Origin of the sequence: Pseudomonas sp. PB120, from assembly GCF_009761815.1 — a bacterium.
Lineage (GTDB): Bacteria > Pseudomonadota > Gammaproteobacteria > Pseudomonadales > Pseudomonadaceae > Aquipseudomonas.
In genome coordinates this window covers 51198-72437 of the sequence record NZ_RWIN01000141.1, presented here as the reverse complement: position 1 = coordinate 72437, position 21240 = coordinate 51198, and the positions used below count along the sequence as shown (strand labels likewise).

General features: G+C 57.6%; 22 protein-coding genes and 3 pseudogenes. 7 read left to right on the top strand and 18 right to left on the bottom strand.

Translation table 11 applies throughout. From position 1 onward, the window contains the following. Positions 1 to 281: 281 nt before the first annotated feature. Complete coding sequence (locus EJA72_RS25565; RefSeq protein ID WP_157714664.1) at positions 282 to 827, bottom strand: hypothetical protein; 546 nt, start codon at positions 825 to 827, stop codon at positions 282 to 284. 164 nt (positions 828 to 991) lie between these two features. On the opposite strand from EJA72_RS25565, the gene EJA72_RS25560 reads away from it, so the two are divergent. Further along, positions 992 to 1663 (top strand): tetratricopeptide repeat protein, encoded by a 672-nt coding sequence (locus EJA72_RS25560; RefSeq protein WP_157714663.1) that lies wholly within the window; start codon positions 992 to 994, stop codon positions 1661 to 1663. Between the two features lie 221 nt (positions 1664 to 1884). Here the strand turns inward: EJA72_RS25560 and EJA72_RS25555 are convergent, their stop codons facing one another. Beyond that, the gene (locus tag EJA72_RS25555) at positions 1885 to 2244 is read right to left on the bottom strand and encodes a DUF6124 family protein (protein WP_157714662.1); all 360 of its coding nucleotides are present in this window, start codon (positions 2242 to 2244) and stop codon (positions 1885 to 1887) included. Between the two features lie 729 nt (positions 2245 to 2973). Between EJA72_RS25555 and EJA72_RS25550 the strand changes: the two genes are divergently transcribed. Further along, positions 2974 to 4104: an alpha/beta hydrolase gene (locus EJA72_RS25550; protein ID WP_157714661.1), complete on the top strand. Its 1131-nt coding sequence runs from the start codon at positions 2974 to 2976 to the stop codon at positions 4102 to 4104. A 166-nt stretch (positions 4105 to 4270) separates the two neighbouring features. On the opposite strand, the gene EJA72_RS25545 is transcribed toward EJA72_RS25550, so the two are convergent. The 4 genes from EJA72_RS25545 to EJA72_RS29845 form a co-directional block, all read right to left on the bottom strand. Beyond that, on the bottom strand, positions 4271 to 4897 hold the full coding sequence (locus EJA72_RS25545; RefSeq protein ID WP_157714660.1) for a LysE family translocator: 627 nt from the start codon (positions 4895 to 4897) through the stop codon (positions 4271 to 4273). Between the two features lie 148 nt (positions 4898 to 5045). Further along, positions 5046 to 5600, bottom strand: coding sequence for a YdeI/OmpD-associated family protein (locus EJA72_RS25540; RefSeq protein WP_157714659.1), 555 nt, complete (start codon positions 5598 to 5600; stop codon positions 5046 to 5048). 130 nt (positions 5601 to 5730) lie between these two features. Next, positions 5731 to 7191, bottom strand: a complete 1461-nt coding sequence (locus tag EJA72_RS25535; RefSeq protein WP_157714658.1) for an MFS transporter — start codon at positions 7189 to 7191, stop codon at positions 5731 to 5733. 247 nt (positions 7192 to 7438) lie between these two features. Beyond that, a complete protein-coding gene (locus EJA72_RS29845; protein WP_372240745.1) occupies positions 7439 to 7630 on the bottom strand; it encodes a LysR family transcriptional regulator in 192 nt (63 codons plus the stop codon). Here EJA72_RS29845 and EJA72_RS29840 point away from each other — a divergent pair. Both EJA72_RS29840 and EJA72_RS29420 read left to right on the top strand, forming a co-directional pair. Then, a complete protein-coding gene (locus tag EJA72_RS29840; RefSeq protein WP_372240744.1) occupies positions 7576 to 8013 on the top strand; it encodes a LysR family transcriptional regulator in 438 nt (145 codons plus the stop codon). The two genes, EJA72_RS29845 and EJA72_RS29840, sit on opposite strands and share 55 nt — an antisense overlap. Continuing rightward, a complete protein-coding gene (locus EJA72_RS29420) occupies positions 7901 to 8170 on the top strand; it encodes a LysR substrate-binding domain-containing protein (protein WP_256679764.1) in 270 nt (89 codons plus the stop codon). The genes EJA72_RS29840 and EJA72_RS29420 overlap by 113 nt, the downstream gene beginning before the upstream one ends. On the opposite strand, the gene EJA72_RS25520 is transcribed toward EJA72_RS29420, so the two are convergent. Further along, the gene (locus EJA72_RS25520) at positions 8141 to 9061 is read right to left on the bottom strand and encodes an AraC family transcriptional regulator (RefSeq protein WP_157714657.1); all 921 of its coding nucleotides are present in this window, start codon (positions 9059 to 9061) and stop codon (positions 8141 to 8143) included. The two genes, EJA72_RS29420 and EJA72_RS25520, sit on opposite strands and share 30 nt — an antisense overlap. A gap of 191 nt (positions 9062 to 9252) precedes the next feature. Here EJA72_RS25520 and EJA72_RS25515 point away from each other — a divergent pair, with 191 nt between their 5' ends. Beyond that, positions 9253 to 10002: an SDR family NAD(P)-dependent oxidoreductase gene (locus EJA72_RS25515; RefSeq protein WP_372240743.1), complete on the top strand. Its 750-nt coding sequence runs from the start codon at positions 9253 to 9255 to the stop codon at positions 10000 to 10002. A 124-nt stretch (positions 10003 to 10126) separates the two neighbouring features. Here EJA72_RS25515 and EJA72_RS25510 read toward each other — a convergent pair whose 3' ends face one another. After that, on the bottom strand, positions 10127 to 11191 hold the full coding sequence (locus EJA72_RS25510) for a LysR substrate-binding domain-containing protein (RefSeq protein ID WP_372240742.1): 1065 nt from the start codon (positions 11189 to 11191) through the stop codon (positions 10127 to 10129). A gap of 3 nt (positions 11192 to 11194) precedes the next feature. Between EJA72_RS25510 and EJA72_RS25505 the strand changes: the two genes are divergently transcribed. Continuing rightward, positions 11195 to 11944, top strand: a complete 750-nt coding sequence (locus tag EJA72_RS25505) for an SDR family NAD(P)-dependent oxidoreductase (RefSeq protein WP_157714655.1) — start codon at positions 11195 to 11197, stop codon at positions 11942 to 11944. A 5-nt stretch (positions 11945 to 11949) separates the two neighbouring features. Here the strand turns inward: EJA72_RS25505 and EJA72_RS25500 are convergent. The 10 genes and pseudogenes from EJA72_RS25500 to EJA72_RS25460 all read right to left on the bottom strand — a co-directional run. Then, positions 11950 to 12192: pseudogene (locus EJA72_RS25500) on the bottom strand (helix-turn-helix domain-containing protein); the annotation flags it as partial. Between the two features lie 93 nt (positions 12193 to 12285). Then, entirely contained in the window at positions 12286 to 13512 is a 1227-nt protein-coding gene (locus tag EJA72_RS25495) for an MFS transporter (RefSeq protein ID WP_157714653.1), read from the bottom strand. A 229-nt stretch (positions 13513 to 13741) separates the two neighbouring features. Continuing rightward, positions 13742 to 14161: a hypothetical protein gene (locus EJA72_RS25490; RefSeq protein ID WP_157714652.1), complete on the bottom strand. Its 420-nt coding sequence runs from the start codon at positions 14159 to 14161 to the stop codon at positions 13742 to 13744. Between the two features lie 397 nt (positions 14162 to 14558). Beyond that, a complete protein-coding gene (locus tag EJA72_RS25485) occupies positions 14559 to 15968 on the bottom strand; it encodes a DUF1254 domain-containing protein (protein WP_157714651.1) in 1410 nt (469 codons plus the stop codon). A gap of 46 nt (positions 15969 to 16014) precedes the next feature. Further along, a pseudogene (locus tag EJA72_RS29835) lies at positions 16015 to 16206 on the bottom strand (dienelactone hydrolase); the annotation flags it as partial. A gap of 32 nt (positions 16207 to 16238) precedes the next feature. Continuing rightward, positions 16239 to 17096 (bottom strand): CAP domain-containing protein, encoded by an 858-nt coding sequence (locus tag EJA72_RS25480; RefSeq protein WP_157714650.1) that lies wholly within the window; start codon positions 17094 to 17096, stop codon positions 16239 to 16241. A gap of 267 nt (positions 17097 to 17363) precedes the next feature. Further along, a pseudogene (locus EJA72_RS25475) lies at positions 17364 to 17471 on the bottom strand (LysR family transcriptional regulator); the annotation flags it as partial. A 123-nt stretch (positions 17472 to 17594) separates the two neighbouring features. Beyond that, positions 17595 to 18764 carry a PAS domain-containing sensor histidine kinase gene (locus EJA72_RS25470; RefSeq protein WP_157714649.1) on the bottom strand — a complete coding sequence of 390 codons (1170 nt, stop codon included), beginning with the start codon at positions 18762 to 18764 and terminating at the stop codon, positions 17595 to 17597. Next, the gene (locus EJA72_RS25465; protein WP_157714648.1) at positions 18754 to 19569 is read right to left on the bottom strand and encodes an alpha/beta fold hydrolase; all 816 of its coding nucleotides are present in this window, start codon (positions 19567 to 19569) and stop codon (positions 18754 to 18756) included. Before EJA72_RS25465 ends, EJA72_RS25470 begins: the two co-directional genes overlap by 11 nt. Positions 19570 to 19680: 111 nt before the next feature. Then, on the bottom strand, positions 19681 to 20463 hold the full coding sequence (locus tag EJA72_RS25460; protein ID WP_157714647.1) for a CHAD domain-containing protein: 783 nt from the start codon (positions 20461 to 20463) through the stop codon (positions 19681 to 19683). 322 nt (positions 20464 to 20785) lie between these two features. On the opposite strand from EJA72_RS25460, the gene EJA72_RS25455 reads away from it, so the two are divergent. After that, complete coding sequence (locus EJA72_RS25455; protein ID WP_157714646.1) at positions 20786 to 21199, top strand: arsenate reductase ArsC; 414 nt, start codon at positions 20786 to 20788, stop codon at positions 21197 to 21199. The last annotated feature ends 41 nt before the right edge of the window (positions 21200 to 21240 follow it).

The following is a 21240-nucleotide window of genomic DNA, read 5'->3' as shown; positions in this document are numbered from 1 at the left end:
TATGTGGTTGTGCAATTGGCTTCCGCCCAGTAGTGCCAATCGCTGGAAAGTGGAGATGTGGAGCGAGCAGCATTCAGAACGCAGATACGCAACTACTGCATTACCGGTAACCATTGAACAATTTGCACATTTCTACGGGAGTAGGGTGGTTGAAGGAGACAAGGTCAGTGCGCACTGCCAGCGTTTTTTCTACGCGATTGTTTAGAAGGTGACTTTTCATTTGGCGACATACACTTTTCATTTGATGACAACTTACAACCCATTGAATGCATGGCTTGATGCTATTGACTGATGAGTGCTGCTGAGCCAAACACTTGAAGTTGTGCGGTTTCAGCGGCGGCGGTTGTGAGGGTAAACAACATTTTTCGCGGGGTGCTGGGCGCTGACCACTCGTAGGACAGCGTTTGAATTTGCCCATTGGCGGGCGATTGCGTTTGCTCGTTTTTTACCAGTGTCGAGATAAACGGGGAGGGTGGGTTTGCGACCATGGCAGTGAACAGTTTTATCGCGGTTTCAGTACTGGCCCTGCGGACATGCACGGCGCAAAAATTCTTGCCGCTGGGCAGCGCGAGCACAAAGGTTCCGTACTTGTCTGGAACAGACCAGGCGTCGCCAGGACTGCCTGCCAGGAACAGCGCCGCCTTTTCGGGAGGAAGACTTGGGATTGGCCTCAGCTTTTCTCGGAGTGCTTCCAGATCTGGAAGGTTCTTCATGCAAAGCGATACGTAAATTTTGGCGAACGAGTTGGCCTGGTCATCACCTTCGCTGGCAAGGCATGCATTCGTACCTAAAGTGATCACGAGTAAAGCGGCGAACATTCTGGTCATGGGAACCCTCCTTGGCGATATCACGATCAAGCTAAGCAGGGTTTCGGAAAGTTGTGATCCTGAATATTTATCTTCGTAAACATTCAGGGGGCAGGAAGGTTTGAGACTTTAGAAGTGCTAAACATAGATCAGCGGTCTTTCACCAACGAACCAGAGACTTTCACATGATGGCGATGAATCGAATACTTCACCCCACCACCGCCCTAGCGCTCGTGATGATCTTCAGCTTCCTGAGCGGACCGGCGCAAGCCGGTTTAGAGGAAGGCGTTACGGCCTATCAAGCCGGTGACTTGTCGCTGGCATTCAAGGAATTCAGCACTGTTGCGGACACAGGCAACGCCGATGGCCAGTTCAACGTGGCTCTAATGTACGAGCAGGGTATCGGGGTCGCCAAGGACGAGAAACAAGCAATGAGTTGGTATGAAAAATCTGCGCAGCAAGGCAACTCCAACGCGCAATACAATCTCGGTGTGCTGTATGAAAACGGTCGTGGCACTGCCGTGGACTTTGCGCAGGCCAATCAGTGGTATCGCAAGGCCGCAGCGCAAGGCGATGCGCTCGCCGTCGGTAATCTGGGCATGCTCTATATGCGCGGCGATGGCGTGAAGGTAGACAAAAATCTCGGCCTGGCTCTGCTTATGCAGTCGGCAACCATGGATAACTCGCCCACAAACAAAGCCAAAAGTAACATTGCAGCGACCAGGGGTTTAACCACCAACATGATCACAACGGCCCAGACACTTTCGGATGAGCTAGGCCAGGCCGAAAACCTGCTGATACCACTGGATCAATACTTGAAAACCACGACGACTACCGCTGGCGGCGAATCGCAATAGGCTGAACCGCGTCCTGCGAAATACAGGGACGCAGGTAGCTACCCAAATGGGTGTCCCCTTTCCCGAGATTAACGCCAGCCCGCAACAGACAGACAGACAGACAGCGACGAACAACCGTGGCGAGGGAGCTTGCTCCCGCTGGACTGCGCAGCTGTCCCACCGATGCGGCCGTCTCACAACGGCCCACACCGACAAGCCCCTCCCGCCAAAACGAATCAGCGTTACTGAGGCGGATCGATCTGATCCAGCACCCGGTTAGCCGTGATCTCCGCGAGCATGATGCTGTTGGAAATGCCCAGCAGGGCGTTGCGTGATCCGCCGTCCAAGAGGTCTACCAAGTGATGGACCATGACGTCGACGGAGGCGAGGGTTTCGACCAGGTAAACCATCAGGGTTTGGGTTGTCACTGCCGGGTCTACGGTGAACAGGGTGCTGGGGGTGCGGGGTTTTGCTTTGATGTCGGCGGTTGAGGGGAAGTGGTAGTCGAGGGCGCGTTCGGCGGCTTCGTTGAGTTGGGTTGAGTCGGGGGCGTAAGGGGAGACTGGGTCGGTGTCTGGTGGGTTCGGCGTTACTTTGAACATATGCTGAGTTTCCAGTTGGGTGCCACCCCTCTTGCGACTAAACGAAAGGGGAGGCAGCTGCACGCAGGTTAGTCGACCGGGAAACTCAGCAATCCGGCGCACCCGAAGGTGCCCTACGTACAGCCACCATCAAGACAGGCAATGAAAGACCTGCAGGACAGATGCACGCACAACTGAGTTAACACAGGCGACTAAACCCGACCACTGATGGGCAGTGGCATGGATCAAGTTACCGGCAGGCTCTAAGGCGCACAAGCCGGCGGATTCTGGCGTACACGTAGGCAACGGCGCAAGGTTTTGTAGCCTTAAGGAGGTGTTTTTCGTGCCGCTTAAACAAGCACTTTCTGGCGATGTTTAATGAAAGGGTGCGCACTGGCTTTTCGTTGGTTTGGGCTACAAGTACCCCCGATCCATCGCCGAAAAATTTGATGATGCTGATCGGGACTGGCAACAATCGGCTGTGATGGGGCAGCAACGCAACGCTGCCAGTCATGTGTGTCCAAACAATCAAGCGCAACTCATACTGCCCCCTGCTGGATTCGGCCCACTATGTCGCTGAGGCGCGCAAGAAGGCTGAAGTACTCGAACAAGGGGCGCGCGAGTGGGACGAGAAGTCGCCTGACCGACAGCAATACGCCTTTACCCATTCTTTACCTGTCCTCACGCCTCATTTCCCCGCGGTGCAGTTACGCTGCCAGCCATCTTGATCTGGACAAATGTGTGAATCGAATGAACCTTCAACCTCGGTACTGGCTAGCGGTGGGCGCCTTGGTGGGCAGTCTGGGATTGATCGCGGGTTGTGCGGGCGATCCGCCAAACCCGCGGATCAAATTTAGCGAACGGGTCAATGATCATCTGGCCACCGCCTATCAACCGGCTCACAAGGAAACGGCTGGCTGGGACGCTATTTGGCAACTCGATCAGCAATCGGTGAATGTGGCGTGGTTGGCGCCGTCTACCCCTGCGCGCTTGCCGTTAATTATTTACTTGCCGGGGCTGGGTGAGTCGGCCTCGGGCGGCGCGGAGTGGCGCAACGCTTGGGCGCACGCCGGTTATGCGGTGCTGTCGGTACAAGGGCACGCTTACGACCAGTCGATTTTTTCGTCGAGGCAGGCGCTGGATGGCGACTTCCGGGGAGTGGCCAGCAATAACTACAGCGCTGCCGCCTTGCGCGACAGGTTGTCTACCTTGCAGAAAGTCCTGACCGAAGTTCGGGCACGTGCCGCCAAAGGAGACGCGCAACTGGCTGCCATCGACTGGAACCAGATCGCGGTGGCCGGCTTTGATCTCGGGGCACAGACCGCTGAAGTGTTGGGTGGGGCGCTGGAATCTGGCGTTACGTCGGGCGTCGCGATTCAGCCCAAAGCCGTGTTGCTGCTCAGCCCTTATGTGGACGCTGGCGCCCGGCGAGAAATGTTCACCCAGATGTCGGCGCCCGTGCTGTCGGTGACTGGTCAGGAGGATGAGGATCCGTTCAACTGGGTCAGTTCTTACCGCCAGCGGCAACTGTTGGGCGAGTCGGTGACGGTGGCCGGCAGCGTTCAGCTGGAGCTGGACAATGCGACGCACAAGACGTTGTCCGGTACCGAATTGTTCAACCGTCCGGGGAAAAAGGGCGACAAGGGCGGTGATGCGTCCGGCGGTGCTTCCAAAGGCAGAGGGCACAAGCACGGCGCAAAAAATGGCGGCGGCTCCCATGGCCCGATGGGCGAGCCTGCCCCGGATTCCAAGCAAGTGGCTGCGATTCAGGCAGTGGGTGTGGCGTTTCTTGACAGCCGCGTCAAACACAATTCCGCAGCCACGGAGTGGTTGCAGAAAGGTGCGTCAGGTTGGCTGGGAGGGGCGGGGCGCTTGAAGTAGTTTTAGCGGGGCAAACTTCTGTCGCCGGTGGTTGTATGTCGTAAGCAGACCTTGTGTCGAGCGTCCGCTGTTGGTTGCTGTTTATCGTGACGGGCAGCTGCCGGCCCATGACTGCCAATCGGCAAAGGTAGATATTGACCAGATACCGCTAACCCTCAAATCAGTCCTATCGTTGCTGAAAAGCCACCTTGACCCCGAGCGTTACAAACAACGTTCCTATTATTTTTCCTTCCCAGCGTCGCAATCCTGAAAGGCCCTTGAGCCAACCGCTCAACGGACGAATGGTGATGGACAGGATGCTGGTATAGACCGCACTCAGTCCCGAAAATATCAAGCCGAGCACCACGAACTGACTCAAGGAAGAGCCAGACTCCGGGTGAATGAACTGGGGCAAAAATGCCAGGAAAAATAAGGCGGTTTTCGGGTTCAGTACTTCTGCGCCGACGGCTTGAACAAAAGCCTGCCGCAATGTCACGTCGGCCAATGGGATTCGGGTGCCGCTGCTTGATTCAGCAAAAAATGCCCGAACGCCCAGATAGATCAGATAACAGGCGCCTACCGTCTTTACGACGTCAAACGCGAGCGCTGAAGTCATCAGAATTGCCGATAAACCTAGTGCTGCGCTCAACGTGTGAATCAGGTCACCGGTCGCAATGCCTAACCCTGTGGTAATACCGACTTTACGACCCCCTTGAAGGGTTCTCGTGATGACCAGCAACACGGCGGGGCCCGGGATCAAAAAAAGACCGATAACTACCGCTACGTACGTCAAGACAGTTGCGAGATCAACCATCGCCAGTTACCTCCAGACAGGACAAGGCTCCAGTTATCCTTATCTGTACGTCGAAAGCAATCTGAGTAGCCTCGGATTGAACGTCCGCTTCTGGCCGATTGTCGCCTGTAAGACTCTTGCCTGGGCCTGAAACAACGTTATGTTCCACTTATAGACTTCCTGCCTCTGGCGCACGGAATGCCTTGCTGTAGTAGCCAGACGGGTCGAAACAGCAAACGTGCTTCTTGCCGGAGGCGAGCATATCGCAGGCATCAGCGATTCGTTTGGCGCGGGTCTTGAGTTGCTTGGCTGAAGTGATCCAGTGAATCCAGTCCACCCGTGCGAGGGTCGTCGTATCGATCCAGACGGTACGGGCCTCAGGAGCGGCCGCCAGTGCCTCCTGGAAATCTGCCGGGACGTCGGGCTCGGGTTCTTTCTTCACAGGGGCCAGTTCCAGTGTGACGATGTCCCCAACAACCGCGCCTGCGGCGTCGAGTAACGCGCTACTGACCTGCAGCCAATGGCTCAACTGGCCATCCGGCTCAAGGGTTGCCTGGAAAGGCTGCCCGTTGATTGTGCCTTCGACTGTCGTCCTTCCTCGCCTCGGAAGTTGGTCACTCGCCTCTTTTGGCAATACCACGAACGCCCACGACTTATCATCACCAGGTTTTGCCGGACGAAGAAGCTTTGCTTCGAATCGGGATTTCACATCGATTGTTGTCATTGCAATGCCTCCAACCAATAAGTCGTTTAACGTTCCATCTAGCCATTCAAGCCCTTACCTGCCCCGGAGGGATTACAGCAAAACCTGATGAAAGGGCCAATGTCTTTGCTTATTTGCCAGCAGCCTCCAGTCAATCTTCAGCCTGCGACAACGGCCTCGCCACCTGTTCCAACGCTCGATGTTCCGCCGCCACGCCCCATACCGCTTGCACCACGGCTGCGGCACACATCAGCGCGGCGCCGGTCAGGTAACCCATCAGTAAACTGCTGCGCTGCTGGGTCTGGATCAATTGGCCAAACAGCATCGGCCCGATGATGCCGCCCAGGCCCGTGCCGAACGCGTAAAACACGGCGATGGCCAAGGCACGTATTTCCAGCGGGAAGGTTTCCGCCACGGTCAGGTAGGCCGAACTGGCCGCAGCCGAAGCGAAAAAGAAGATCACCATCCACGCCACGGCTTGCTGGGTGACATCCAGCCAGCCTTGCTCGAAGGCATAGCCACTGAGTGCCAGCAACACCCCGGATGTCGCGTAGGTGAAGCTGATCATTACGCGGCGGCCGATCACGTCAAACAGGCGCCCCAGCAACAGCGGACCGCTGAAATTGCCCAAGGCCAGCGGTAATACGTACCAGCCGACATGCTCGGCGGGCACCTGGTAAAAGTCGGTGAGCACGAGCGCATAGGTAAAGAAGATCGCGTTGTAAAAGAAGGCCTGCGCGGTCAGCAGGCTCATCCCCACCAGCGCCCTGCGCCTGTAGGTGATAAACAGGGTGTGGAAGATTTCCGCCAGGGGGGTATGGTCCCGGGCGTGCAGACGCAAGGGCATGCCGGCCAGGGGCGGCAGTTCATGGCCCTTGTCGCGCAGGCGCGCTTCGATGCCGAAGACGATGCGTCGCGCCTCATCGTGCCGACCATGGATCAGCAGCCAGCGCGGGCTTTCCGGTAGCCACAGGCGCATCAACAGGATCAACAGACCCAGCGCTGCACCGATGCCGAAGCACAGGCGCCAGCCCAGGTCGCCGCCGGCCACCTGTGGGTCCAGCAGGACAATGGCCCCGCCGGCACCAAGCGCCGCGCCCAACCAGAAGGTGCCGTTGATGGTCAGGTCGACCCAGCCGCGATAGCGCGCGGGGGTGAATTCCTGAATGGTTGAATTGATCGCCGTGTACTCGCCGCCGATGCCCATGCCCGTGAGGAAGCGGAACAGCAGAAAGCTTTCCAGATTAAAGGAAAACGCCGTGGCCGCCGTGGCGCCGACGTACAGCCATAACGTTATGAAGAACAACTTTCGCCGCCCCAGGCGATCGGTCAGCCAACCGAACAGCAAGGCGCCGAGCACTGCGCCGGCGATGTAGATACCGCCGGCCAGTCCGATTTCGACGTTGCTCATGTGCAGGTCGGGACTGTCTTTCAGCGCACCGGATACCGAGCCGGCCAGGGTTACTTCCAGGCCATCGAGCAACCAGGTGATGCCTAGCGCGACCACCAGCAGGGAGTGAAAGCGACTCCAGGGCAGGCGGTCCAGGCGTGCTGGAAGATCGGTTTCAAATATCGCGCCGGGCTCGCGGCTAGACAGCGGTTGGTGGGTCATCGTCACATCGCGGTCATGTATTGTGCTTTGTGATTTGGGAGGTGGCCTGCGGATCAGGAGTTCAAAAATTCTATGATCGACACTCGCTCATGCCAGTGAGGCCCAACACTTTCAAGTATAGGCATCGCCTATACAACGTACTGGCAACGTCCTGTTCATCCCCTCGCGTCAAGAGCGCAACAATGCTCCACGGTACTCGCTCACCGTAAGGTTTTGCTGCTTGATGGGCAGCATGACCAGACCCGCTTCAAGTCGCCCTGGCTGACCAGTTCGGCGATCTCCGCTGCAAGCGCCGTCCGGCCTCGGTCAACATCAAGCGGCGGTTAGTGCGAATAAACACATGCGTGCCGAGGCGTTCTTCCAGTCGCAGAATCTGCTCGGAAAGTGGAGAGCCGACTCGGCACGCGGCTGTTCCACCGCACCACGCGACGCTTGTCACTGACCGATGCCGGAACCGCGTTCTATAAAACCTGCATCGGCGTGCTCGCCGACCTGGAAGAGGCCGAATCGTCCTTGCACGAAAACACCGAACCCCAGGGCCGGATCCGGATCGACCTCTCGGCGTCCTACGGTCGGATGCATGCGCTGCCGGTCGTCCTGGCGTTCATCGACAAGTACCCGTTGCTCTCGCCGCACATTACGTTCTCCAATCGAATCGTCGACCCGGTCGAAGAGGGCATCGATGTCGTCGTTCAAGTCGGCGGTCCGGATGTCTGGCCTCCGGCGGTGGGGCACTACTATCTGGGCACCGGTCGACACATTTTTCGCGGCGGGCTGTGGAATCGCGCAGTTGCCGACGTGGTTGATTCAGAGTCAGCTTGAAGAGGAGACGTTGGTTGAAGTGCTTCCGCAACTGGCGACGGATGGTTTGGCGATTAATCTGGCGTGGGTCAAGAGCCGGCAGGTGTTGCCGAAGATTCAGGCGTTGTTGAATGTGCTGGCGGACTGTTTAACGCCTTCTGGGAGGAAAGGCAGGTGAGGGTTTTTGGTCTGAGTCGATGACATCCGCGGGATTTTTAAACCTTGCGGCGTCTCGGGCCGGCGGCAACCCAAACAAACGTGCGTACTCCCTACTGAATTGCGAGGCACTTTCGTAGCCGACCGTGAATGCGATAGCGGCGGCGTTGTGTGTTTCGAATAACAGGAGCCATCGCGCTCTGAGCAGGCGCAGACGCTTTTGGTATTGGATCGGTGTCATCGCGGTAATGGCTTTGAAATGCCGATAGAACGCAGCGACGCTCATGTCGGCCATGGCCGCCAGAGGCTCCACTCGAAAGGGCTCGGTGTAGTGCTCGCGGATCCATTGGGTCGCTCGTTGGATCTGTGACAGCCGGCCATCCGGGCGCGCTATCTCGCGCAACATCTCGCCAAAAGGCCCGTGCAACGCGCGAAACAAAATTTCGCGTTCGATCATGGGGGCAAGCACAGGAGCCTCATGGGGGAGATCTATGAGACGCAGCATGCGTAACCAGGCATCGAGCATTTCTGGGGCAGCCAACGCAGGCGTGAAGTCACTGGGATAGACCTGGCTTTCTGCTTTTAGTCTGTCCGCTAGCAGCGACGCGATAGTCCCCGGCTCCAGGGTCAAGCTGACAGCGAGATACGGCTCGTCCGGTCCACCTGGATAAATCTCGCCGGTCGCCGGCACATCGATAGGCACTACAAAGTAAGTGGCCGGCCCGTAACTCAAAACTCGATCACCGATGGACAAGGTTTTCGAGCCCTGCAGCACGAGGTGCAACATTGGCTGGTAAACCTGGCTGGCGCAGGCTTCGGCGTGGACCATCGCCACACGTGGCAATCCGGTTTCCGTCCACTGGCTTTTGGCGCGCATCACGATGCTGCGCAGTTCCTTCATGGCGTCGTTCATGTGGGCGACGATGGCGCAGACCGACAAATAAAGCAACGTAGGTGAGAAGAATAGGCAAGGGTGTGAGAGGAACCGGCAACGGCTTTACGCGATGCAGACCTAATACTGCTGGCAAGCAGCGTGTGGCCTCAATGACTAATCGGGAGCCAACAACTGACGCTGCGTCACTCGCCACTTTAGTAAGGTCTCATATGAAACTTGAAGGGAAAATCGCGGTAGTGACTGGTGCTTCCAAAGGCATCGGTGCTGGTATTGCCAAGGCATTGGGCGCAGCCGGTGCCACCGTCATCGTCAATTATTCATTAAGCAAAGGCGACGCGGATTTGGTGGTCGCGCATATTAAAGCGCAAGGCGGGAATGCCGTTGCCATACAAGCGGACATGAGCAACGGCGCCGATGTAACTCGCCTGTTCGCAAACGTCGGGGCTGATTTCGGGAGGCTGGATATTCTTGTGAACAACGCCGGGATCGCGGTGTTTCAAATGATTGAAGACCTCACCGAAGAGGCCTTCCACAAGCAGTTCAACCTCAACGTGCTCGGCTATCTGCTGGCAGCGCGGGAGGCTGTAAAATTGCTGGGTACCTCCGGTAGCATCATTAATATCAGCTCGATCCTCAGCACCGACCCGTACCTCGCTTCTAGCGTTTACTCGGCTACCAAAGGCGCAGTCGATACGCTGACCCTTGCCTTGGCCAGAGAGCTCGGGCCACGAGGAATTCGGGTTAACTCCATTCTTCCAGGCCATACCAACACGCCTGCCACTGACGGCAATTTCGCAGGTGAATTTGGCGAACTACTTATCGCGGGTACGCCGTTGCGACGTTTCGGCGAGCCTGAAGACATTGCTCCGCTTGCCGTGTTTTTAGCGTCCGAAGATGCCCATTGGGTAACAGGTGAATCCATCCGGGCGTCCGGTGGCGTGCGTGGCGTGGGTTACTAAAATCTGCCGGATAACCACAGGCGTTCGGTAACGTACGCCTGTATGCCCTCAGGTTTCCGACAAGGACGCCCAGGTACTTTGGGCGCCACGTTGTGGATCGTTGCTCGATTCCTCCGGTTGCAGCTCAGGGCAACACATGTGGGTGGGCTGCGAAATGGTCCACCAGCCAATCGACAAATGCGCGTACACGAACGCTCAGATGTCGGTTGGGCATGTACACGATCGACAGCGGGTTGGGCTCGGACTGCCAATCCTGCAACACCGGGACAAACGTGCCTGCGTCGATTTGCGGTTGTGCCATAAACCGTAACGTATGAATCACCCCTAATCCGGCAAGGCCTGCTGCGAGGTAAGCGTTGCTGTCGTTGACTGCGACTACGTATCGGCCTTGCACGGTGACGTGCTCATCGCCCTTGGTGAACTCAAGGTTGTTTTGCCTTCCCGAGCCTGGGAAAAAGTAACGGACCAGCGCATGCCCTTCTTCCAGTTCACGCGGGTGGCAGGGCACGCCGTGAGCTGCCAGGTAGGCCGGCGTTGCGCAGGTTACAAATGGCAGGCTGCCCAGGCGACGCGCAATCAGCGAGGAGTCTTGCAGGATGCCCCCGCGAATCACGCAGTCAATGTTTTCGCTGGCAAGGTCTGCTGTGCGATCGCTCGCTCCAATATCAATCTGAACCTGCGGATACCGGTCGTGAAACTCAGGCAGCGCCGGTATCACCAATAGCGTCGCGATGGTGGTGCCCATATCGATACGAACTTTGCCTTTCGGGGCCGACTGGATAACTGCAATTTCCGCTTCAACCTCTAGCCAGCGGTCAAGCACCCGGCTCATTTGCTCGTAATAGACGCCTCCCTCGTTGGTCAGTGTGACCCGCCGTGTGGTGCGGTTGAGCAACTTTACTCGCAGGTGGGATTCCAGCGCTTGCACCAGCTTGGTCACGGCATTGGGGTGCAGGTCCATTTGCATTGCCGCTTTGACGAAGCTGCCGGTTTCGACAATGCGATTGAACGCTTGTACGGCAAGAAAGTAGTCCACCGCGGGCACCGTTTGGGGAATCAGAAGAAGCACGTTTATCACCAAATTGGTGATAGTGCATACAGCTATTGTCAGTTTATCACTTTCATGGTGGTAGCTAGTGTGGCGGCACGGTTCGTCATTCGCGACGAGCCCCTCACTAAACAGGAACACATCATGAGCAAATCCCTGGCAGGTAAAGTTGCATTGGTTACCGGCGGTTCACGTGGTATTGGTGCCGCCATTGCCAAACGTCTGGCCGCTGAAGGTGCTGATGTGGCGTTCAGCTACGCCGCATCAGCGGAGCAGGCCCGTGCGGTGGTCCATCACATCGAATCGCTGGGTGTTCAGGCGTTGGCCCTGGTTGCCGATCAGGCGGACGCCAGCGCGGTCGCTGCGATGGTCAACCACGTACACGCACACTTTGGTCGTCTGGATATTCTGGTGAACAGCGCCGGCGTGTTTGTTACTGGCGCAATTGGTGACCCGCAGGCGAATATCGCCGAGCTTGACCGCCAGCAGGCCGTCAATGTCGGTGGCGTTGTCGCTGCCGTTCGTGCGGCGGTGCCGCTGTTAGCTAACGGTGGACGAATTGTTTCTATCGGCACCATGTTTGCCAGTCGTGCGCCTTTCCCAGGTATCGCTGACTACGCCGCGAGCAAGGCGGCGGTTGCTGCTTATAGTCGTGGTTGGGCGCGGGATCTGGGTGAGCGTCATATCACCGTTAATACCGTGCAGCCGGGGCCGATCAATACCCAGATGAACCCCGAGACCAGTGAAGTGGCCGCGATGGTTAAACAGATGACAGCACTGGGTCGCTACGGCCAGCCTGAAGAAGTGGCCGGTGCAGTTGCATTTTTGGTCGGGCCTGACGCCGCGTATATTACCGGCACCACCTTGAATGTGGATGGTGGCCAAAACAGCTAAATGGCCTAAGCCCGTGTTTTCGCCAAAATCCTTGCGACATCCCGCGCAGGTGACATGTCCAAAACACGGGCGTAATCGTGGCTGAACTGGGTACGGCTTTCACAGCCCACTTCAACTGCCGCTGTGGTGACGCTTTTGGCGCTGGCCACCAACAGCGTGCAGACTTGGAGCAGCCGAACGCGCTTCTGATACTGCAGCGGGCTCAAGTTGGTCACCGCTTTGTAATGGCGGTATAAGGCCGACACGTTCGCTGAGAGCGGTTCCGTACATGGCTTACTGACTTGTAAAAAACGATGCGGGACATGTCCGCTTCTGGCCGTAAGCCGAAACCCGTCATCCGGCTAGCAGGGCTGGGCCGCCAGGTTATTACTGACGTTACGCCCCAACACAAGTACCGTTACAAAACCGCAGCCTACCAAGCCCGTAGCTAAACTCAGCAGCACCGAGCTGCCCAGTTGGTCGACGATCTGCCCGCCGAAGAACGAGCCCAACGCAATAATGACCTGGAACATGGCGACAAAGAGTGGCATGCCACGTTCGACATCCTTGGGCGCTACGACAAACATCCAGATACTGGCGCAGGCCGGGAAGGCGCCGAAGGCAAAGCCCCAGAGCGCGATCAGCATCGCTGCGCCGGTCATGCTGGTGGCGAAGTGGGGGAACAGGGCGGTGCTGCTGCCGATCATCAATGCGACCAGCAACAGGGTGTGCCGCACGCTACGGTTGGCGGCGAAACCGGCGAAAATATTACCCATTACCCCTGCCACGCCATAGAGCAGCAGCAGTGAGCCAATAGTCGGCCCATCGAAGCCTGCACTTTGTTTGAAGAAGGGGGCGACGTAGGTGTACGCGGCAAAGTGCGCCAGGCCAATCAGCAACACAGCGATCAACCCGACCCGAGCTTGTGGATTGATAAACAAGGCCGGGAGGTCACTGATGCGAATGGCCTTGTCCGGGTTGAGCCGCGGTAGCAGGAAAATCTGCGCCAGTAGCACCGGCACGCCCAGCAGCGCGGTGATAAGGAAGGTCATGCGCCAACCCATCAGCCCACTCAGCCAAGTACCTACGGGCACGCCCAAGACGGTGGCCAAGGTCACACCGACCATGATGATCGAGGTCGCCTGAGCTACGCCAACTCCCTTGGGAGCCAAGCGGCCGCTGAGGGCAATGGCAGTCGCCCAGAAACCGCCAATGCTGATGCCCAGGAGTACGCGACCGAACAGCAGCAGGCTGAAGTCGCTGGCGTAGGCCACGACCGAGTTGGCGATGACCATCAGTAGCGTCAAGCCGATAAGCAGATAGCGACGGTCCGAGGCACCAATGCCCAGAGACAGCAAGGGGGCGGCGAGGGCAGCCGCTATGCCGGGCAGGGTCACCATCAGACCGGCGTGTCCTGCACTGATACCGAGGTCGCTGGCGACATCGTTGAGTACGCCCACCGGAAGAAACTCGCTGGTGACCAAGGCGAAGGCACCCACGGCGACCGAGAGAATCGCCAGCCACTGCTGTTTGACACTTTGTTGATTATGTTCGGGCAGGCCGTGATGGGGCTGGTTGGCGCTTGGCATGGTGCTGGGTTCCAAGGGGAATGTCGCCTGAAAACAGGCGGGGAAAGCGGGGGGAGAATCGGAAGCGATTATAGGAGTCGGTTTTGGCAACCAAACAGGCGGGCCTTTCGATAGTAATCATCAGCGCTATCGATTAGACGCCCTGAGGGGAGGGTCCGCTTTTGGCCGATGGCTGTTTATCGCGATAGGCCGCCTCTCACCGGCCTATCGATAAATGTCCTATGGACACCTACACAGACACATCAACGCTCCCACGAGCCAGCAACCACTTCTGATAAACCGCAGCGCTGGTAATCGATAAGACCCCATTGTCAGCGTTGAAGGCTTTCTCGTCTGTGAGTTCGATCTCGATCAGCGGCTGGAGGCTGTCCGGGACAGACGAAGCGTCGCTTTTGCTGAGGGACTGCACATCGGGCTGTTCGATGGTGTTGCCTTTCGCGTCGTACATTGCCGCGTCTGGGTCGAATTTGAAGCGTGCTTTGAGCTGCTCCAGATCGCGTTCTGACTCGCGAAAACCTTTATCGATCTGTGCCTGGACGTCCGCTGTCGCATTGGCGACTTCGATCCTGCCGGCGGTCACCTTGCCACTCTCCAAAGACTTTCTGAGCCCATCGACGTAGGGCAGCGCAGGTAAGTTGCTTCCGATCATATTGACACTCCTTGGTTGGTAACCCGGTAGCAGAGCAAAAGTCAGGCCATTCGCTTGGTGCCTTGTTTTTCAGGGCGTTGGCGGGTCGCTGGGGGGAGTCGGCAGCACAAGCTTGCCGAGAGCGGCAAGGCATTGCCATAGGTTGCTCCTGGCCGCTTTCTGTCTGAGCACCTCAAAAAACGCCCCGCCTCACTTCTCAGTGAGGCGGGGCTCTGGCTTCAAGTGCCGGAATTGATTTTGCTCCAGCTGCGCGTGATCGCGTGATCGCGCGTTCGATGTTCATCGGCGCAGGCGACAGAATGTCAGGCGCTTTATCGAGCTGCTGTTCAATGGCATTCGCAAGCCCGCCTGAAAGCGCAACAGACAGGCGCCGGTTACGAGTGGTCTGACTGATCGCCTACATCCGCTTGACCGCTGGCGGATTCCATTTGCCGGTGAGGGCGTCTGCCTTCGGGCCATAAAGACGCATGGTCAGGTTGAAGGCCCCTTCGGGCGCAGGCAGCCAATTGGATTCCTTGTCTTTACCGGGGCTCTCGTGTTGGAAGTACAGGTCGAGCGACCCGTCTGCGTTGCTCTTGAATGGCATCCAGCTGCTGACGGCAAAGCGATTGAGCACATTCCCTACCTGGAAGCCGTCACTGTCGTACAGCGTGACAGACCAGAACGCGTTGACGGGTGGAGTTTCACCTTTGTCGAAGTGGAGCGTGTATTTGTTGGCGCCATCGAGCGGCTTTCCAGTGTCATCGGCGAGGTTCAACGGGTAGATCGCATCCTCCGGCAGGTTAGCGCCGAGGCCTTGTTGCGCGACGATGGCGCGCTTGAGGTAGTAGTTGCCGTAGACCCCCATCGTATCGGTGTTCATTGACCAGCCATTGCTGATTCTGGCAAGCGTCGCCACCTTCCATTTCATGAGCGCTTGCGCTTCGGCCGGCACCGTCTCAAGCGCTTGCTTCAGCGCCGGATCGATCTTGTCGATATCAAAACTCTTGCCGGGTTCCAGGCCTATTTTTTTCATCTGCGCCACGATAGGCAGGTCAGTACTGTGCGTGGGATTGAGCTTGAGCAATTCGGCGGCGTAGGCAAAGTACTGGGCGGCCGACATGGAGTCGACCTGCGCCTTGGGTGGGGTTTTCATGTCCACGCTTGTATCGATCTGCACTGTCGTCGGCTCTGCTGCCTTGCCCCAGTGCGAGAGTGGGGTGACTTTGTAGCCGGCCTGGATCTTTTGCACCGCCGGGTAATCCGCCTCCCCGTCAGTCTTGGTACGGCCGATGATCCAGACGTAAGGCGTCGGTGCGGGCAGCTGCGTAAACCCCTCCGGAACAGTGCCGCTCCAACCGGGTGGGGTCACCAGGAAATTGCCCGCCTGGGTGCCGGTTGTGCGCCAGCCGGGGGACGCAAAGACATCGGTCCACATGTCGAGCATCGGCAAAAGGTAGAAACGTCCGTCGGTGTCCGGCGCGGAGATCACCAAGGGTTCCTTGGTAAGGTCCAGCCACGCGGTGGAGTAGAGCGTGTCGAAATTAGGCCGCACCACCCCCTTGAAGTCGGCGGGCGGATACTTGGGCAAGTTCACGAACATATTCATCGGGCCTTTGCCAATCTCCTTGCCGGGCTCGATGTTGGTGAACTGCTTGCGGGTGATGTCCATCGACAACAGCGGGTAGAGGTAGGTGTAAGCGTCGATGCCTATTGAGTGCGCTTGTTCAGGGGTAATCCCCGACTCGGCACGTACCCCTGACAGTGGGAGCAGAGCGGCTAATGCAGACGCACAGGTGGCTGCTTTCAGCATCTTGATGTTCAACATTTGGCTTGCCCCAACGGTCGTGAGCGGTGAGTTGGATCCTTGAGGTTTAGCACAAGAATTCACTCGTTACTCGTCTGCCAGTCACCGCTCGGTGGAGCAGGCTCGAATGTCCTTCAGTTGCGAAATGTCTGCGCCAGCAAATCATGCCATCGCCGGGTGCGTCTTCTTCGAGCAGCGCCACCGCGCCAGGTTTGCACATCGACAAAAAGCTGAAGTGGCTGGCGTGCTTGATCTTGACGCAGGACCGGCTAACAGGTGCCCCCCATCTCCTCATTTCGCGCCGAACAGCATCGTCCAATAGACGCCATTGTCGCTACGCGAGTTCGCGGCATAGGCCGCGCCAACCTGGGTAAACATCGGGTTCATCAGATTGGCGCAATGCCCGGGGCTGGCCAGCCAGCTTTCCATAGCCTTGCCCGGCGAACGCTGCCCGGCGGCGATGTTCTCTCCGATCTGCCGGCCACCGTAGCCGGCGGCCTTTGCTCGGTCCCACGGCATATCACCGTTGGGGTCCTGGTGCGCGGCGTAATTGTCGTTGGCCATTGCCCGGCTGTGCCTCTGCGCCGCTGTACCCAGGGCGGCATTCCAGGTCAGTGGCGGTGCAGCGGCGAAACGCTGGCGACCACACAGGCGCGGTTTCGCCCGTGCCGCGTTGACTTGTGCCAGCAAGGTCTTGCCCGCCGCTCGCAGGTCATCCAGATGCCCATCGAGGGGCCGCGCCAGCACCACCTGCCATTCACTCTCGTCGCGATGCACGCCAATATCGGCGAACTGGGTATCGAGCAGGGTTCTACAGTAGCGGCTCTGGAGCATGTCAAAGGCTTCCTCGGCATCTTCAGCGCCGACCAGATGGATAGTCCGTACAGACACCGCCTGATAGCCGACATCCTTCAACGTCTCCAGCGTGACGCCTCCAAAGCCGATCGGCAAGGCCAGGTTCGACTTCGCCACCAACGGCGTCAAGGCCTGGACCGTGCGCCCAGCGCAGCGCTGCGGTTGGCTGCGGTAATCGTTGATGTCCTCCACCAGTTGCCTTTCCCCGCCGGCATGGGCGGGACTGGCGAGAAGGGGAAGCAAAGGAATAAGGCAGAGCGAGAAAACGCAGGAGGAGCGAACGGTCTGGCGCATGAGGCGGGCAGCTCTGATGGGATGACGACGGTAATGGCGATAGTGGGCTGAGGAATGACCGCAGAGCGTTTCGCTGTGTTGGCTCGCAAATGGATTCCGAGGCCGGGCTAAGACTGTGGGCCTCAACACAAGTTTCACGAGCAAAGGGGGGAATTTATCGTTGGAGTCGTGCGTCCGCTTCTGACCGATTCCTGCCTGTCGAAACCGGCTGAATCCAACCCTGTTTCCGGGCAAACCTCATAACGCCGGCGGCCTTCTGATCCAGCGTCACTCCTGCGGTATGTCTGTCGCGTTCATCTTCTGGATCACCAATCCGATGAACGCCGACACCGCGAGTGGCAACTGCCGGTGGCTCGGGTAAAGCACGTTCAGGCCACTTCGAACCCGGTAGCGGTGCCGTGACGCTCAAGGCCATGCACGAGGATACGGGCGCAGAACCGGTCACAAATGATTCTCTCAACAACTCCAAGCTGAACGCCGAGCGGGCAGCCTATTCAGTCATGCCCTCGGAAATTTCGCGGTGAATGTGGTGCCACTTTCTGGCGTTGAACTCACCGACACGTCACCGTCATGCGCCCTGACGATCTCTCGAACGATGAAAAGTCCAAGCCCTACGCTTCGTGCATCGCTGCCGGTCTCTGTTCCCCGGATCATTGGCTCAAACAGAACGGCCATCAACGGTTCGGGAATGACCGGCCCATGGTTATGCACCGATACAACGGTGTGATTTGTTTCAATGCGTGAAGTGATCGTAATCGGCTGGTGTAAATCACCATAAACCACGCTGTTAGCCACCAGATTGCCAATGATTTGCTGCACCCGGTCCGCATCCAGGCAGGCATTACCAGTCCCCATGCACTGATGCAACAACGCGGCTTCGGGGAACGCCATGCGCAATTCATCGACGCTTGCGCCAACGAAGGCGTGCAAATCCACCGTCGATGGACTGATCGTAATACCTTGCCCAACTCTGGTTAATGCCAGGTCCAGCAGGTCGGCAATCATGCGTTCGGCACGGTCAGCCGACTGGCTGATGTGCCCGAGCATTTTGGTTTCCCGGGCGGTGCGTTCACCTCGGGCAAGGATGTCAGAGGCCATTTTGATGGCCGTCAGGGGATTTTTCAGATCGTGGCTGACGATGGCGACCATTTGTTCGGCAAACGAGGCGCGAAGCTGGGCCTTTTCATAGGCGATATTCAGCTCGGCCTGAGCCTGCCGCAGGGCTGTTTCAGCGGCGGTTTTTTCGCGCAGCAGGTCTTCGGCGGTTTTGCGGGCGTTGAGCAACTCTCGCTCGTACTTGTCGCGATCTTTGGTGCCAAAGAGTGCCAGCTCATAAAACGCACCGCTAGGGTGCTCGCGTCGGATGCCGTTGAGCAGCATGGACACGATGTGTTTGTCATGGTGAACCAGGTCGAGCTTTACCTCGGCGACCGAACCCTGCATCTGCATCAGGGGCGACCAATGCGTTTGATGGAAAATTCGTCCGCCCATGGTCAGCAGGTCCTGAAAACGCCGCCCGATGATTGCTTGGGCTTCCAGGCCGATCGAATGGCTGAACGTCTTGTTGCTGCGCAGAATCGTGCCGTCTTCCTTCGTCACCACCAATCCGCAGGGGGCTTCTTCGAATAACGTCTGCGTATCGGGCAGCAACGGCAGGTCAGTCGACATGTTCGCCCATCCAGGGTGACAGGAAGTTCTCCATGGCCTCGGAGCATGCACTTGGCGCGCTCATGTGAGGGCAATGGCCGACGTTAGCCACCAGGCAAAGCGTGCTGTTGGGCAGCACTGCGTGCAGGTAGTCGCCAACGGCGACGGGGGCGATCAGGTCGTCGGTGGATTGCAGGATCAGCGTGGGTGTCGCCAGCCCGACGATGTCCTGTCGGTTGTCGGACATGAACGTCACTCGCGCAAATTGCTTGGCGATATCGGGTTCGGTGCGGCAAAAACTGTTGGTCAGCTCTTCGCCCAGGGCCGGTTGCCCTGGTGCGCCCATGATCACCGGGGCCATGGTGCTGGACCAGCCAAGGTAGTTGCTGTCGAGTGTGTCGAGCAGCGAGTGGATGTCTTCCAGCTTGAAACCTCCGACATAATCGTCGGTGTCGATGTAGCAGGGGGAAGGACCGATCATTATATGGGCGGCGATGCTTCCGGGCGCCTGGCGGTCAGCCAGTGCACCGATCATGCTGCTGACAGAGTGGCCGACAACGATCACGGGGCCGCGGGCGTAATGGTCGATGATTTCATTCAGGTCCCGGGCGTACCCGACCAGCGAGTTGTACTTTTCCCGATCATAGGCCTCGAGGTCCGACTGACCCGCACCGACCAGGTCGTACAAAATAACTGTAAAGCGATCAGTGAAGCCTTCGGCGAGATAACGCCACATGGTCTGATCGCAGCCGAAACCATGGGAAAAGATCAGTGTTGAAGGACCATCGCCCATCACTTTTACGTTATTGCGATGTTGAAGGTCCATGCGTGTTGCCCCGGTCGGCCAAAGGTTTTGGCGTTTGCGGCAGTGTAGATAGTCGGGGGTATCCAGTCACGCGGTATAGGTTTCCAAAGACGCTCATGGGGCGCAGGCGTTTCAATCTTCAGCCCTCGCCAGGTCTTTATCCAGGTGACCGAGCAGCGACGCCAGTTTCAGCTCCGCATCGGCCAGTGCCTGCTCCGAAGCGGCTTGCCAATAAGGTGCAATGCCAAGCAGATCAGGTTCGGACTCCGCCCGCAGGCTCCATTGGTGATGATCGTGCCATGAGCCAAGCGACGCCTGAACCGACTTCAATTGCGCTTTGGATTCGGCTCTGAGTGGTGACAGCGTTGGAAAGGCATCGCTGAGGTACCTCGCATTTTTCACGATGATCCTTAGCTCGTGTCGATCAAAATGTTTGTCCCTGAGCCCGGCTGTCAGTTGGTGAATCCTTTTCTTCAAGGCTTTGCGAATCTGTCGTTTGATACCGACAAGATCGCCGGCTCTCTCGGCGGCTCTGAACGACTCCGTCCATCGATCCAGTTCGCCAAACAGTGTGTCGAGCGGGGCGCTTGCGGCGATCTTTTTGTATTGCTCTTTCAGGGCTGCGCGGCGGTTCATCGCCTGGCGCGGATACCCCATTTTCTGAAGCTCATCAACGATGACTTCGAGATCTCTCGTGGGGGTAGTGGCTCTGCCGACTTCAGCGGCAGCCTGATTCAATTCGACAACCTCCGGCAGGTTGCGCAACGGTCGCAAGAGGCTTCGAATCTTGCGCACTGCAATCCTCAATTCATGCAGGGCTTCGCTGTCACTGTCGGCCTGCAGCCGAGCGCGCGAGTGGTAGAGGGAAACTTCCAGAGAAATGATCTGTGCCACGAAGTCGTCGACAAAAGACATCATCATCCTCGCTTGTAGTGAGTTTGCAGAGCGTAGCAGGGCTTTGGCTCGTTGCAGCCTTTGGGTACCGGAACTGCAATATAAAATTCATCAAGCTGGCGCTGTGAGTTCGCAGGAAATTGATAGTCTGGAACATTTTGCCGCTGGGGTGACTGCCAGTTTGTTGATCAGTTGCAGGTGCTGGAGGAGGCAACTGAGTCGACTCTGGCACTGAAAGATTTGGAAATAGTGCATTCCATCGAATTGAAGTCGGGCGCTCACAAACGCTGCTTAACTGAGCAATGTCGTTTTCTCAGATGGGTAGTCGAGCGGGGAGAAAAGCATGGCTGACAAAATCCGGGTGCTGTTTGTCTGCAACAAAAATGACGTCCGTTCAGTGTTCGCTGAAGCGCTGCTTCGCCACACTGATTCATCAAACTTCGAAGCGTTCAGTGCCGGACTTGAACCCGGTGAGGTAGATCCTCGAACCCTGGAATCGCTCGAACACATCGGCGTAGCAACCGACGGGCTGCGCAGTAAATCGATCGGTGAATACGAGGGGCAAGAATTTCACTACGTCATCACGCTATGTGACAAATCCTCGGAAGAAGCCTCACGCATGCCGACTTCCGGCGAGGTGATCGTGTGGAGTTTTGAAGACCCGACCACCAGTGAAAAACATGAGCCTTTCCGGCATGCACTCCAGGAAATTCACGACCGCATCAAAATGTTCGTCACGGTGAAGACACGGCAGTGAAGCTGGATGGGTGTGAAGTCATTTTCTATCGTTCGATTAAT

Coding starts and splice junctions, on each gene's coding strand:
- EJA72_RS25485 (WP_157714651.1), bottom strand. CDS start 15,968: ATGTTGAACATCAAGATGCTGAAAGCAGCCACCTGTGCGTCTGCATTA.
- EJA72_RS25560 (WP_157714663.1), top strand. CDS start 992: ATGATGGCGATGAATCGAATACTTCACCCCACCACCGCCCTAGCGCTC.
- EJA72_RS29420 (WP_256679764.1), top strand. CDS start 7,901: ATGTCTGGCCTCCGGCGGTGGGGCACTACTATCTGGGCACCGGTCGAC.
- EJA72_RS25495 (WP_157714653.1), bottom strand. CDS start 13,512: ATGCCAAGCGCCAACCAGCCCCATCACGGCCTGCCCGAACATAATCAA.
- EJA72_RS25505 (WP_157714655.1), top strand. CDS start 11,195: ATGAGCAAATCCCTGGCAGGTAAAGTTGCATTGGTTACCGGCGGTTCA.
- EJA72_RS25460 (WP_157714647.1), bottom strand. CDS start 20,463: ATGTCTTTTGTCGACGACTTCGTGGCACAGATCATTTCTCTGGAAGTT.
- EJA72_RS25565 (WP_157714664.1), bottom strand. CDS start 827: ATGACCAGAATGTTCGCCGCTTTACTCGTGATCACTTTAGGTACGAAT.
- EJA72_RS25515 (WP_372240743.1), top strand. CDS start 9,253: ATGAAACTTGAAGGGAAAATCGCGGTAGTGACTGGTGCTTCCAAAGGC.
- EJA72_RS25555 (WP_157714662.1), bottom strand. CDS start 2,244: ATGTTCAAAGTAACGCCGAACCCACCAGACACCGACCCAGTCTCCCCT.
- EJA72_RS25465 (WP_157714648.1), bottom strand. CDS start 19,569: ATGGACCTTCAACATCGCAATAACGTAAAAGTGATGGGCGATGGTCCT.
- EJA72_RS25480 (WP_157714650.1), bottom strand. CDS start 17,096: ATGCGCCAGACCGTTCGCTCCTCCTGCGTTTTCTCGCTCTGCCTTATT.
- EJA72_RS25540 (WP_157714659.1), bottom strand. CDS start 5,600: ATGACAACAATCGATGTGAAATCCCGATTCGAAGCAAAGCTTCTTCGT.
- EJA72_RS25470 (WP_157714649.1), bottom strand. CDS start 18,764: ATGTCGACTGACCTGCCGTTGCTGCCCGATACGCAGACGTTATTCGAA.
- EJA72_RS25455 (WP_157714646.1), top strand. CDS start 20,786: ATGGCTGACAAAATCCGGGTGCTGTTTGTCTGCAACAAAAATGACGTC.
- EJA72_RS25520 (WP_157714657.1), bottom strand. CDS start 9,061: ATGAACGACGCCATGAAGGAACTGCGCAGCATCGTGATGCGCGCCAAA.
- EJA72_RS25545 (WP_157714660.1), bottom strand. CDS start 4,897: ATGGTTGATCTCGCAACTGTCTTGACGTACGTAGCGGTAGTTATCGGT.
- EJA72_RS25535 (WP_157714658.1), bottom strand. CDS start 7,191: ATGACCCACCAACCGCTGTCTAGCCGCGAGCCCGGCGCGATATTTGAA.
- EJA72_RS25490 (WP_157714652.1), bottom strand. CDS start 14,161: ATGATCGGAAGCAACTTACCTGCGCTGCCCTACGTCGATGGGCTCAGA.
- EJA72_RS25550 (WP_157714661.1), top strand. CDS start 2,974: ATGAACCTTCAACCTCGGTACTGGCTAGCGGTGGGCGCCTTGGTGGGC.